Annotated in this window: 8 protein-coding genes; 1 reads left to right on the forward strand and 7 read right to left on the reverse strand. The window is 34.6% G+C overall.

The genetic code is table 11. The annotated features are described in order from the left end of the window. The 3 genes from FS935_RS11730 to ganA form a co-directional block, all read right to left on the reverse strand. Nucleotides 1-1,425, reverse strand: a complete 1,425-nt coding sequence (locus FS935_RS11730) for a LutB/LldF family L-lactate oxidation iron-sulfur protein (RefSeq protein WP_146948751.1) — start codon at nucleotides 1,423-1,425, stop codon at nucleotides 1-3. Nucleotide 1,426: 1 nt separating this feature from the next. Continuing rightward, nucleotides 1,427-2,149 (reverse strand): (Fe-S)-binding protein, encoded by a 723-nt coding sequence (locus FS935_RS11735; protein WP_146948753.1) that lies wholly within the window; start codon nucleotides 2,147-2,149, stop codon nucleotides 1,427-1,429. Between the two features lie 714 nt (nucleotides 2,150-2,863). Further along, nucleotides 2,864-4,927: a beta-galactosidase GanA gene (gene ganA, locus FS935_RS11745; RefSeq protein WP_439116642.1), complete on the reverse strand. Its 2,064-nt coding sequence runs from the start codon at nucleotides 4,925-4,927 to the stop codon at nucleotides 2,864-2,866. Between the two features lie 707 nt (nucleotides 4,928-5,634). On the opposite strand from ganA, the gene FS935_RS11755 reads away from it, so the two are divergent. Continuing rightward, on the forward strand, nucleotides 5,635-6,252 hold the full coding sequence (locus FS935_RS11755) for a LysE/ArgO family amino acid transporter (protein WP_146948761.1): 618 nt from the start codon (nucleotides 5,635-5,637) through the stop codon (nucleotides 6,250-6,252). Between the two features lie 159 nt (nucleotides 6,253-6,411). Here FS935_RS11755 and FS935_RS11760 read toward each other — a convergent pair whose 3' ends face one another. The 4 genes from FS935_RS11760 to FS935_RS11775 all read right to left on the reverse strand — a co-directional run bounded on the left by FS935_RS11760 (nucleotide 6,412) and on the right by FS935_RS11775 (nucleotide 13,864). Then, complete coding sequence (locus tag FS935_RS11760) at nucleotides 6,412-6,921, reverse strand: type 1 glutamine amidotransferase domain-containing protein (RefSeq protein WP_146948763.1); 510 nt, start codon at nucleotides 6,919-6,921, stop codon at nucleotides 6,412-6,414. 332 nt (nucleotides 6,922-7,253) lie between these two features. Continuing rightward, nucleotides 7,254-9,845 (reverse strand): rhamnogalacturonan lyase, encoded by a 2,592-nt coding sequence (locus FS935_RS11765; RefSeq protein ID WP_146949016.1) that lies wholly within the window; start codon nucleotides 9,843-9,845, stop codon nucleotides 7,254-7,256. Between the two features lie 629 nt (nucleotides 9,846-10,474). Continuing rightward, nucleotides 10,475-11,851, reverse strand: coding sequence for a family 4 glycosyl hydrolase (locus FS935_RS11770; RefSeq protein ID WP_146948764.1), 1,377 nt, complete (start codon nucleotides 11,849-11,851; stop codon nucleotides 10,475-10,477). Nucleotides 11,852-11,872: 21 nt separating this feature from the next. Further along, entirely contained in the window at nucleotides 11,873-13,864 is a 1,992-nt protein-coding gene (locus FS935_RS11775; protein WP_146948766.1) for a beta-galactosidase, read from the reverse strand. Between the last annotated feature and the right edge of the window lie 71 nt (nucleotides 13,865-13,935).

Raw genomic sequence — 13,935 nt, forward strand, 5'->3', positions numbered from 1 at the left:
TTATTCGCCTCCTTTGTTCCTCTTTTTATACCAGTCTCTAAATCTCTCTTTATTAGGAGCAGGAAAATCACGTACATCTGTCCAAGGCTTCATTGGTCCTGGGCCTTTATGAATACTATTATCTTGCGTAAACGGTGCCATCACAGAGGAAGCAGATTTTGTTCCCGCTTTATAAAGACTTGGTGAACTTGCTGCTAATTGATAGCCTTTCATTGCAAGCTTTTCAGCAAAAGGTGACTTTTTCTCATCTTCTACAATTTTTCTACGATGTTTAATTAATAGTTCATGTAGAGGTATTTTTACTGGACATGCATCTGTACATGCTGCACATAAAGATGATGCATATGGAAGCTCTTTATAATCTTCATAACCACCAAGTAATGGTGTTAAAACAGCTCCGATAGGTCCTGCATAAATCGATCCATATGAATGACCACCAATATGGCGATAAACCGGACACACATTAACACACGCAGCACAACGAATACAGTTGAGTGCACTTTGGAATTCTGTTCCTAATATGTTTGATCGACCGTTATCAACTATCACAAGGTGGAATTCTTCTGGTCCGTCAACATCTCCCTCGTCTTTTGGTCCTGTTAAACCAGTAATATAGCTTGTTAGTTTTTGGCCTACTGAGCTTCGACATAGTAAACTAACAAGAATATCTAGCTCTTCCCAAGTTGGGACAATTCGTTCCATCCCCATTACTGTAATTTGTGTTTTAGGTAAAGCGGTTACAAGTCCTGCATTTCCTTCATTTGTGACAAGACTAATAGAGCCTGATTCCGCCACAGCAAAATTGCAGCCTGTAATACCTAGATCAGCACTTAGAAATTCTTGACGTAACTGTTCTCTTGCAAAAAGTGCGAGCTCCTCAGGAATTTCTGATTTATCATAACCGCGTTTTTCTTTAAACGTATCGCGAATTTGCTCTTTATTTTTATGAAGAGCAGGAACAACAATGTGTGAAGGTGGATCATGATCATCAAGCTGAAGTATATATTCCCCTAGATCTGTCTCAATCACTTCACAGCCAGCTTTTTCAAGTGCACTATTTAAATGAATTTCTTCTGTAACCATTGATTTTGATTTAACAACTTTCTTTGCATTTTTCTCTTTTGCTACTTTTGAAATATACTCATTAGCCTCTTCCTTTGTAGAAGCAAAAAAAACATGTCCACCTCGCTTTTTAACGTTTTCACTCAATTGCTCTAAGTAGTAATCAAGGTTTTCAAGAGTATGCGTTCGAATTTCTTCTCCAAGCTTACGCCATTCTTCCCAATTTCCAAGCTCTTCTGTAGCTAAAATACGCTTTCCCTGCATTCTCTCTTGAGCTGAAACAACAGCGTTTCTCATGAACGTATTATTTACACCTTTATCAACACGCTCAAAAAATTTCTCATCACCTATTTTCATTGCCATTTTACTTCACCTCACTGTTTAATACTTCTGCTATATGCATAACCTTAATTGATTTACCTTTTCGATTAATTCTTCCGCCAATATTCATTAAACAACCACAATCAGCTCCAATTAATACTTCCGCTCCGGTCTCTTCAATATGCTTAACTTTTTCATCAACCATCTGCTCTGAAATAGGAACCATTTTCACTGAAAAAGTTCCACCAAAACCACAGCAATCATGACTATTCGGAAGTGGTTTAACATCTAAGCCTTCCACTTGATCTAATAACTTAACAGGAGCATCTTTAACACCAAGTAAACGTGTCATATGACAGGATTTATGATAAGTCGCACATGCTGGTAAACTAGCATTCACGTTTTCTACTTTTAATACATCCACAATAAACTGTGTTAATTCATATGACTTATTGGCTAGCTTTTTAGCTCTTTCCTTCCAAGCTTGGTCTTTCTCAAATAAGTGACTATATTCCTTTAACATGGCTACACATGATCCTGATGGACCAACAACATAATCCGAATTTTCAAATGTACGAATCATATGTTTTGCCACTTCTTTTGTTTCTTTATGATAACCACTATTATAAGCAGGCTGACCACAGCATGTTTGTTTTTCAGGAAAATCCACTTCACAGCCCAGCTTTTCTAAAAGTTCAATTGTATGTTGACCAACATTTGAATAAAATACATCTGCTAGGCATGTAATAAATAAAGATACTTTCATTTCCACTACCTCCCGTTACTAAAAAGTACTGATCTTGTTCTTATTATACTACTTTTCTATCATAATAACACCCGTTTTTGTTTGTTTATATTTATTTATATTTGAATAAATGTTTGTTTTTCTTTTTTTGTTTGTATTTTTGAAAAGTTACACTCTGTTAAACTTGTGATAATTATGTATATGCACAGTAATTAGTTATTCTGATTTTTTTGCGTAAGATGTTTTTGTCGGAAATTGTCTAATCGAAGATATTTTCGGAAAATCGAAGATAAATCCCAAAAATCGAAGATAAAATTTATTTGTGCTTCTCAACAAGCTTTAAAAAGCCCTAATCTTCTTCGGATTAGGGCTTTTTTCGATCTATTAACTATTCATTTTTAAATATTTACGTTTTCTCCATACAAAACCAGATCCAATAACAATAAAAAGCAACCCAATCATCAGATTATTGTATTTTTTGTTGCTGTATTTGGCAACCCATAGCTTTCTGTCTGTTACATCTTCTTCTTTTTCAATTTCTACTACAGAATAGATACTAAGGTTATCTGTATTTTTCACTTTATATTAAAAATAAAAAGTTTTAAGCTATTTGATTTTCTTGTCGCATCACCATTAAAGTAAGGGATTACTTTTATGTACAAAGGAATTTGTTGCAATACAAGTAAAGAGGCACCCAATCTACATTAGAATGGATGCTCTTACTCTAAGAAATCATTAGCTGTTTGTTTTCTCAATTATTCTTACTTCATATCTATCTAGCATGATGTCTCCAGTGATCATCTCTCCAGAAACCATATCTTTTCCTTGGAAATCAAAGCTAACAGGTTGTCTTTCTTCTGTAAAATTCATGATAAAAATATAATCATTTTTTTCTGCCTTTCTGACTTGGACAGAAACACCTTGCTCATGTTTAATATCATGAACAGATCTAAGACTTAATTCTTCTATTAAATCACTATAAAAGTCTCTGTGAAATTGTTCATCTAAGCGTGCACCAATATAATATGATTTTCCTTTTCCATATTGATGACTTGTCACTGCAGGTGTATTTTCATAAAAGTCCTCTTGATAGATTCCTTCTACATTAGCCGTATTAAGATCAATAACTGTTGCATAATCTTTCATCTCATATGACTTGTTTTTGTAAGTAACATGATTTCTATCTTTTGGATACAAAGTATCTGTTTCAAGAGGCTTCATTCCAAAGATCTCTTGAAGATCTTTATGCCAGCCACCCATATAAGTTAAATCATGTTCATTCACAAGACCACTGATGTAAGTCATAACTAATTTACCACCATTAGCAACATATGCTTTTAGTCTTGAAATTGTTTCCTCACTTACTAAATACAGCATTGGCACAATAAGTAATTTATAATTAGAGAAATCTTGCTCTTTCGTTATAACATCTACTGGGATATCTTGTTCCCAAAAGGTGCGGTAATGCTGTTGTAACGTTTGTGGATATAGCTTCGTTTTAAGACCAAAGCCTTGAGCATCATTTACTGCCCAGTTATTTTCCCAATCATAGAAAATAGCTACATCAGATGGACGGTTTGTTCCAACTACATCTGATAGCTTTTCTAATGTTTGACCAACCTTTGCAACCTCTTTAAACACTCGATTTTCTGGACTATTGTCATGATCAACAACAGCTCCATGAAATTTTTCTGAAGATCCTCGTGATTTTCTCCACTGGAAATACAAGACACTATCAGATCCGTGTGAAACCATTTGCATAGAAGAAAGCAAATGCATACCTGGGCGTTTCGCTTTATTTACTTCATGCCAGTTCACTCCACTTGGTGTTGATTCCATTAATAAGAATGGCTGCTGTTTAAGGCTTCTATACAAGTCGTTAATAAAGCCCACTTTCATTGCTAAATCGGCAGTACTCTCCCAATCATTATGCCAAGCAGGATATGCATCCCAGCTAACAACATCAAGATGCTTTGCAAACTTGCTATAATCTAGTGCTTGAAATGGTATTAAGTCAAATGTGTCTGCCATAAAATTTGTCGTAATCGGGATATTAGGTGTTAATTCTCTTAATGGCACAATTTCATTTTCATAAAAGTTTATCGTTTGATCTGTAACAAATCGACGCCAATCCAAGTTTAATCCATGAACGGCACTCTCACCTATTTGGGAAGGAGATTCAATTTGTGACCATTCATTATAAGTATGACTCCAGAAAGGACCCCACCATGCATCATTTAAAGACTTCAAGCTATGATTATATTTTTCTTTTAACCAATCTCTGAATGCATGTTGACAATAATCACAATGACATTCCCCACCATATTCATTGGAAATATGCCACATTAATAAACTTGAATGTTGACCATATCTCTCTGCTAATAGTCTGTTCATTTGCTGCGTTTTTTCACGATAAACCTTTGAAGTAAAGCAATGGTTATGACGACCACCATGTAACTGCTTTAATCTGTTACCGTTTACTCTTAAAACTTCAGGGTATTTTTGAGACATCCACGCAGGGCGAGCACCACTTGGTGTTGCTAGAATGACTCGACCACCAAAACTAGTGGTGTTATCAAAGATTTCGTCTAACCATTCAAAGTTATAAACACCTTCTTCTGGCTCAAGTGCGCTCCAAGCAAATATTCCTACTGAAAAAGTATTAGTGTGTGCCAGCTTCATTAGCTTTATGTCATCCTCTAAAATGTCAGGACGATCTAGCCATTGATCAGGATTGTAGTCTCCTCCATGAAGCATGAAGTTCGCTTTTGATATATATGTTTTATTATTTTCAGGCATAATTTTCTCCTTTTATACAGTTTGCATACTTTTTTATATCATGCAGCTATATTCTTATTTTTCTAACATAAGCACCTTAAGGTCTTCTTCTACAAACACTGAAACTAGGATAATATTGAAATCAAAAAAAGTTTAATATCCATTTTATTACAACTCTTCCGTAATCAATGTTACGATATAAAAGTCTTAACACTTTCTATAGTATAGTCGTAGTAAATCTTGACCAAAAAATAACACTAGATATTAAGAGAAGTTGTTACTAAGTATAATGTCAAATTAAGGTGGTTCTTTCATGAACAATACTAAGAAAATATATTTCATTGGTTATTTCATTTTATATCCAATTATTTTTTTGATCAGTTTTTTTACCTGGATGTATTTCATTAAAGATAATAAGTTATTTACTGTTATACAGGACTGTTTAGCTATTTTAGGGATTTATTATCTTATGACAAGTTTTCTTTTTTTATGGTATTTGCCTAAACAAAATAAAGAGAAGTAATCAAAGTATCATCCCTTCCTCTAATAATTCATAGGAGTAAAGTTCGAAGATGTTTTCTGTCATTTTTTTCACTTACATTTTCTTAATAAATAACGATAGTGTAATGTAACCTAGATATCATAATATTAAATGATTGGCACCCAATTTGTTGGAGACATAATGAACCTTTTTCGTTATTCTATTATGAGAGAAAAGGAGGAATATTATGGAGCCATTACTTCACGGGATGCTTTTAGCTTTTGGACTTATTTTACCTTTAGGGGTACAAAATATTTTTGTATTCACACAAGGAGCGACTCATATAAAATTCACAAATGCCTTACCATCCATTGTTACTGCAGCCATTTGTGATACCATTTTAATTTCATTAGCTGTTACGGGTGTTTCATTTATTGTTTTTAACTTCATTTGGTTAAAAAACACAATCTTTTTTGTAGGCTTTTTATTCTTAATTTATATGGGCTGGATGATGTGGCGTGATTCTTCTAATGTCTCAAAACAACCGGAGCTAAATCCTTTTTCGCCTAAAAAACAAATAACATTTGCAGCTTCTGTGTCATTATTAAATCCCCATGCGATTATGGATACAATTGGAGTAATTGGTACAAGTTCATTAACTTATAGTGGTTCAGATAAATGGCTTTTCACATTGGCATGTATCGCTATTTCTTGGTTGTGGTTCTTAGGCTTAGCTATTGCAGGTAGAAAAATCGGACAGTTGGATACAAATGGAAAGTACTTAAGGTATATGAATCAATTTTCAGCTATTATTATATGGGTTATGGCGTTTTATATTATTAGTCAGCTATTTCAGAAGCATTAAAAATAAGTTTCACTCAAATAAAATACATACAAAAGGAGCAAGCAAACATGCTCCTTTAATTATTGTATACATTGTACAAATTGTAATTCTTGTTTTAAACCATGGGACATAACTCTATCATTTATTCAAGAGTAAACTATATAAGTATTAAAACTGATATTATGATAATTTAGCCAGTATTTCTCGTATAAAAGCAGGTTCATCGGCTGGAGTACGGGATGTAACTATATTTTCTCCAACAACCACTTCTTCATCTTTATAAATTGCACCTGCTAGTTTAATATCATCACGAATTCCTATATAGCTTGTTGCCTCTTTTCCTTTTAATACATCAGCACTGATCATAACTTGAGGACCATGACATATCCCTGAAATTAACTTACCTTGTTCATTTAATTCTTTAACAAAACGAACAACATCCTCATTTACGCGTAAAGCCTCAGGAGCACCACCACCAGGAATAACCACTCCGGCAAAATCACTGCCGTTTGCATCTGCTGCACCTAATTCTGCTGTATAAGAAACTGTCCCTTGCTTACCTGGACATTCCACACCCTTTTCCAAGCCAATAATCACTGCCTCATGACCTGCCTCCTTAATTGCTTCATAAGGATTGATCATCTCTGAATCTTCAAAACCACCTGCTAATAAAAATGCTATTTTAGCCATTTAACTTCCTCCTAGTTCATAGAATAATGAATTAATAGTTATGATTTTAATAATTTAAGATAAGTTTTTAGTACAAAACAATTATTTTCACAATAAGAAAAAGTTAGAAAATAAATTTGTACGCACATTTAGATTAATAGGAAAACGTTTTATTTGTCAAGGTTTACATAATGAATGACAGTGATACCATCATTAAAATTTAAGTTAGGTTTCACTAGTTGTACGGATAATTATTTATAGATTGATTTTATAGTTAACAGAATCCCTATATAGAAAAGCTACCCTAAAATAGAAAGTCTTTCAATCTATTCTAAGGTAGCTATTAAATTTGGTTATCTGCCTGAACGTTCCTCAATATTCACAATTATACTCTCAGCTTTAGCTGTTAAAATTGATTTTGCATTTTCGCTAACTTCTTTTTTCTTCTGTTTTTGATCTAACTGTTTAATGAATTTCTCTAAAAAGGAAATTCCCTTTTTATCAGAGCCTTTATCAATATGATGTTGAGCTTGTTTTAACGTATTTTCAAGTTTACGTATAATTGAGCCATTCAACTCTCCATTTTCTTCATATATGTCTACTAGATTGCTTAAAGAAGTTAATTCATTAGGCATTTTCATATCAGGCTGTGGAACACTTTGCCAATCAGTGTCAGAAGCAAAATAGTAGCTTGGATATGCTGGCTGATTATAACCGACGTTTTGCCAAGCAATACCTGTTCTATATTGTGCATCATGCATCAATGTATATAATTTACGGTCTGTCACTTCTGTGCTTAAATAAATTCTAATCGATTGACTATCATCCGTTCGAACAAGCAATTCCTCACGCCAATCTCCAAAAATATCAGCAACTAATGATGGATTTCCTTTTGTACCATTATTCGTTTTTGTACCTGAAGCAGTTAAAACTGTTCCTTTTTTCCAATCATCAATTGTTGGTGTTTTATCTCCTGATCCATTCACGATCTGTGTTGTCATATCAGCAGACCATTTGATATTCATATTCGTTCCTGGTGAACGTGTATCAAGCTTCGTTCCATTAGCTGTCCACAAACCAACAGCCCAAGTTTCTAATCCACTTTGAGAAGGATCAATATCACCTACCATTCCTCTACCAGTATCTCTACCAGTATAGCCACCATATATAACTTCTCCTGTTGCAGCATCTCTAAGTGCATAGCCATACGGAGCCCAGCGACCACCTTCATGAACCATAAAGATTTCTAAGCCTTCTCTATTAGGATCGATATCTGCAACATGCAATGCATCACCATGTCCTAAGCCAGCAATTACACCTGGTGTTGCACTTTCAGGTGGCATCACATCACTTGAGCTATATAACAAAGAACCATCATGATCAATTGTAGAAGATCCATAAATCACTTCCTGCTTACCATCTCCATCAACATCAGCTGTACTTAAAGAGTGTGCACCTTGAGTTGTAAGTGAACCAAATTCCTCACTTGTCCCAAGTCTTCCATGTGGACCATCATTAAAAGGATTTGTCATTGGTGTCCAGCCACTATCAACATCCCACTCTTCTTTAAGGTGCTTTCCATCCCAGCTATATGATACAAGTGTTGATCTTGTATAATAGCCTCGTGAAAAAATAGCGGATGGGTTTTCACCATCTAAATATGCTACACCAGCTAAAAAGCGATCGACTCGATTACCAGGCTCAATTCGCGACATCGCGTAATCTCCCCACATTAATCCATCATCATGACGTTCATGTTTATAACGAATAGTTTCCATTTCAGAGCCAGTTTCTCCATTAAATACAGTTAAGTACTCAGGACCTTTTACAATAAATCCTTCAAAATCTCTTAAGTCATTACGGCTACTTCTACTAGGAGCATATTCATCAATAAAGTAATCTGCTAAACTTTCAGCATCATCAGTTGATAGCGGGTAATCATATTTCTTTTCGATTCCAAAGGCCTCTTCAAGTGATGCAGGCCAATTTCCATTTACAACTTCCTCATGATTATGCCAATTCTTAAACATATCAACAACATGATTATAATAATCTTCACTACTCATTCGATAATCATCTTGATGACTATATCCTTCTTTTTTATCTTCTTTAAGCATTGTAATAAATTCTTCAGATTTAACATTTCCTTTTGCATCAAACTTTATCACTTTTGTACCTGGTGCTGTTTTAAACATTAATTCAGATTTTCCATCACCATCAAAATCATATACTAAAAATTGTGTATAATGAGCTCCTGATCGGATATTAACTCCAAGATCAATCCGGTACAACAATTCCCCATCAAATGTATAGCAATCAATATACGTATTTCCTGTATAACCTTTTTGTGATACATCCTTTGAATTTGTCGGATCCCATTTCACAAAAAACTCATACTTGCCATCTCCATCAACATCCCCAACACTCATATCATTAGCTGTATAAGAATAGGCTTCACCACTTGGTGTAACACCATCAGAAGGCTTTTTCAACTTCAAATCAAAATATGTATTTTCCCATGGTGTTGTTTCTGAGCTCTGATCAATTTCCTTTCCATTTTCAACAGCAGCTACATAATATTTAGATGTACCTGTACCATTACTATCTAAAAAGTTTGTACTATCATCAACTGTTCCGATCTTTTTACCATCACGATAAACATTGAAGTTAACACCCGTTAAACCAGTTTCTGAATAACCTGACACTTCATCACTTAACAGTCGCCAACTTAAAAAGATCCCCTCTGAAGTACTTGCAGCTACAAGACCTCTGTCTAAATATTCGAGCTGAACAGAACTACTTTGGATGGCCTGCTTATTTGTTTGAGATAATACTGCTGAAGCACTACCTTGAAAACCTGTAAAAAGAAGTGGAGCTGCTAAAGATAAAGTAACTAGTTTTTTAGTAATAGATTGTTTCCTCAAAATTGATTCATCACCCTTCATTAATAGTCGATAAAGTTTCAAAATTCAGTGAGGCCAATATTACTTGAAATTCTATTTGATCTTAACTAGATTGGTTAGTATATTCATTGCTAGCTATTTAATTAAGTAACTTTCTTAAGTAAATTCAAGTACACCAATTGAAACAAGCTTTCCCGTGGTTATACGTAGGCTCCCTTCTTAATCAGTTTTTTGTAAGCCCTTTCATTAATTAGTGTGATCAAGAACTCATTTCAATTATAAGTAATTCTTTATCTTAGATACATATAAAAAACCGCTACTTTATATTAAAAATCAGTGTTGTTTAATAGATTTTTAATTGTTGGAAAGTTATTGGAAAAAGAAGGCTTTTCTTTGGATTGTGATTAAGTAAAACAACCTTTGACTTGGCTTTCCTCTCGTTTGTGTCCTTCATTAGATCTATGACGGACTTTTGCTTGGAGGTTCCTCTCGTTTGTGTCCTTCATCAGCTCTATGACGGACTTTTGATCGGGGCTTCCTCTCGTTTTTGTCCTTCATTAGCTCATGACTATGACGATTTTAACTCATAAATAAAGCGATGCAAAAAAAGTCTTTAACGCAAAATAAAACAAGGCTCCTTAACAGAGCCTTGTTCCTACCCCTATACAAAACTATATATCCCAGCCAGCCAAATAACTTTTCGTATTATCTAACATCTCATTAAATAATTCCTCTGCGTCTTCCCTATTTACTGCTGCCAATAGTGGCTCATTAACAAATGTATTAAACGCTAGTTGTTTATCTTTAGTTAATGATGCTTTTAAAATTGATTCTTGATTAATAACATGTCTACTAACCATATTATGAATGTCTAATGGTAGTTTCCCTGCAAATACTGGTTGAACAGAGTCGTACTTGAATAAAGCATTTGTTTCAACAATTGTTCCTAGCGGTAAGCCTTCAATTTGACCTTTATTTGGATAATTCACATTTGTTACTAGGTCCTCTACACCTAGAAGAGCGAGAATAATGTTAACTCCTTCTTCACTTGAAGAAACAAGATTCAGCTCTTTTTTACCTTCTATTAATGCTTCATTATGATTCACTTTTTCTATTAAATCCTTTTTACGGAAATCCACATGTGTTAGATGAAATTTCCAATAAGCTACTGTTTCTGGATTTTTCAAATATGTTGGTGGCATGAATTCAGCTAAATGGCGATCACCAGCAGCAGCTATTAAGCTATATTTTTTATATAAGTCGAACTTTACTTTATTGCAGGATGAGAAAACACTATTTTTCCATTCTCCTTCTTCTTTTTCATAGCCAGTTTCGTCATATTTTTCTACAAATTGTTTATAGTAAGGCATTAAATCAATATTTTGGTAGCTAGCTTTATTTATCCATGTGAAATGGTTAATACCTAATACATTTACTTTAATGTCAGAGCGATGTTGCACTTCTTTATCTAGAAATTCTTTTACAACTTCAGATAGCAAATTCTGTGTTTCAAATACCTCATGACAGCAGCCAAAGGCTTTGATTTCTGGAAATACCTCATAAAGTGTTCGAGTGCAAAGTGACATTGGATTTGTATAATTAATAACCCATGCCTTTGGTGCATGTCTTTTAATTGCTTGGGCTATTTCCACAAACATCGGAATTGTTCTAAGCGCTCTGACAAGACCGCCAGGACCAACTGTATCACCTACAGATTGATACACTCCATATTTTTCAGGTGCATGAACATCAGAGGCCATTTCCTCAAACGTACCTGGTAAAATAGAAATGATGACAAAATCACTGTCTGACAATGCTTCCTCCATCGTTGTGACAGCTTCATATTTCCAATTACTTTTTGCTTTTTCATGATTTGATATTCTATTTCCTATTTGTGCATTGCGATTGGCAGCTTCATAATTAATATCATATAAAGCAACAGTTCCTGAAATTCTACTTTCTAATGCGAGATCATTCATTAAACTTTTTGCCCATCCCTTTGATCCCCCACCAATATAGGCAATTTTAAGTGATTGTAAATTAGTCATGCAGATCCCCCATGTTCTTCATTAATTTTTTTGAAAAGAAACCACCTTATGTTCATAACTGTTAATCTCATATTTTCCTTTTGGAATGAATTCACCAGTAATTCCATTAACAGCATCATGAGGAATTGTAACCGAGCCTCCGTTTCCATCCATATTAACGATTACCCACACAACCTCATTGGATCCTTGCCTTGGAACAACGATTGTACCTTCTGTTACATTTGTTTTTACTACTACATTCGCTTCTTCAGCATAATGATTTAGACAATTTATTAGGAGCTGTTCACCAGATTCTTCTGTTGGTAGTGACCCAAGCATCACAACTTTTCCTTTACCAACAGAGTGCTCTGTCATGAATGCCTTACCTTTAGAAATTCCTTCACTGATCATGCCTACTGCTTTAGCTTCTTTGGGCTCGAAAATAGCACTCCATAAACTCAGTGGTGCAGCTTTCCCCATGAATTCTCCAGTAGATTCAGTTCCATCCATTGGGTATGTAAATAATGTTTCAACACTAGCTAGTTGGTCCAACTCGCCTAGAGCTGCATCTGTATGAATTGTATGATGCTCTGTTCTTCCACCTGTTATAGGGCCAACAATCCATATTCCACCGCCCTTAACAAAATCCTCTGCTCTATTTCGATAGTCTTGTGTTACGTTATGAATAAATGGAGTAAATAATAATTTATATCCCTGTAAATCCGCACCTTCTGGTAGAAGATCACGATGGTAACCTGCTTTTACTATTTTTTCGTAAAATTCTACGACTAATGAACGATAATCTAAGTTTCGATGTGGTTCTGTTTTCATAAATGCTTTAGCAACGTCAGAATAGGTTATTGCTACTTCAGCCTGTAATGGTTTTGATGATAGAATGATAGACTCTATTTCCTTTCTTGCAGCTTCGACTTCCTTTACATTTTCAAAACCAACTGTCGGTTTACCCCATGCACTTATAACAGATCCATGTGGCTGTTCACATCCTGTTCGCTGCTGTCTCCAAAGCCAATAACAAAATGCTTCTCCCCCTAATGCATAGGCAGCAACTGCTTCAGCTTTTAGATAACCATTTGGATGTGGTGCAGCATGACTTTCAAGAGAAGCACTATATGATGGGCTCGTCTCCATGATCCAAAAATCTCTGTTCTTTTTAAAATTTCTCCATAAATCACAATTGAATAAATAAGCTGCAAAATTGCTTTGTTCTGCGTATGTATCAAATGAAGCAAAATCTAAATTTTTATATAGTCTCTCATTATCAACATGAAAAAAGGTTGTGCTATTGTGAGTAATAGGTGCAGTAGAATATTTTCGAATAATTTCAGCCTGCTCATCAGCAAATTCAGCTATTTTTTCATAAGAGAAAAGCTGATACATTGTTTTTAAGGATGAATTATGAAGAAATGGAGTTGAAATAGGCTGGGGAATTTGATCAAAGCTATGGTAATATTGACTCCAAATATGAGTACCCCAGGCTTCATTCAATCTGTCAATTGATTCATATCGATTTTCTAACCATTCATGCCATAAAGTCTTACAGGTTTCACACATGCATTCACTAACATGACATTTAAATTCATTATCTAGCTGCCAACCAATTACACTTGGATGATCTCCTACCGCTTTTGCAATTTCTTTGGTAATAATTGCTGCCTTTTCTCGAAAATAGTGATTATTCGTACATATATGCTGTCTTGAGCCATGAATCATTGTCTTCCCATCTTCATTAACATACATCCGCTCTGGATGGTTATGTGTTAACCAAATTGGAGGTGTCGGAGTTGGTGTACACATGACCGTTTCAATAGAATGTTCACTCAATTTCTTGATCATATCTACAAAAAAGGTAACATCAATTTTCCCTTCTTCTTTTTCAATGATTGACCAGGCAAACTCACCCATCCTTACTACATTGATGCCAGCTTCAATCATGTATTTTATGTCTTCTTCAATTGCTTCCTCATTCCATAATTCAGGATAGTACGCAGCTCCATGATATAACTTTTTACTCATATGAAGGTATCTCCTATTATTAGTTTTTTTAGTGAGTGTCACTAAGAATTTCAAAGGAATATTGCTGTCAA

The organism is Metabacillus litoralis (assembly GCF_007994985.1).
GTDB classification, from domain to species: domain Bacteria; phylum Bacillota; class Bacilli; order Bacillales; family Bacillaceae; genus Metabacillus; species Metabacillus litoralis.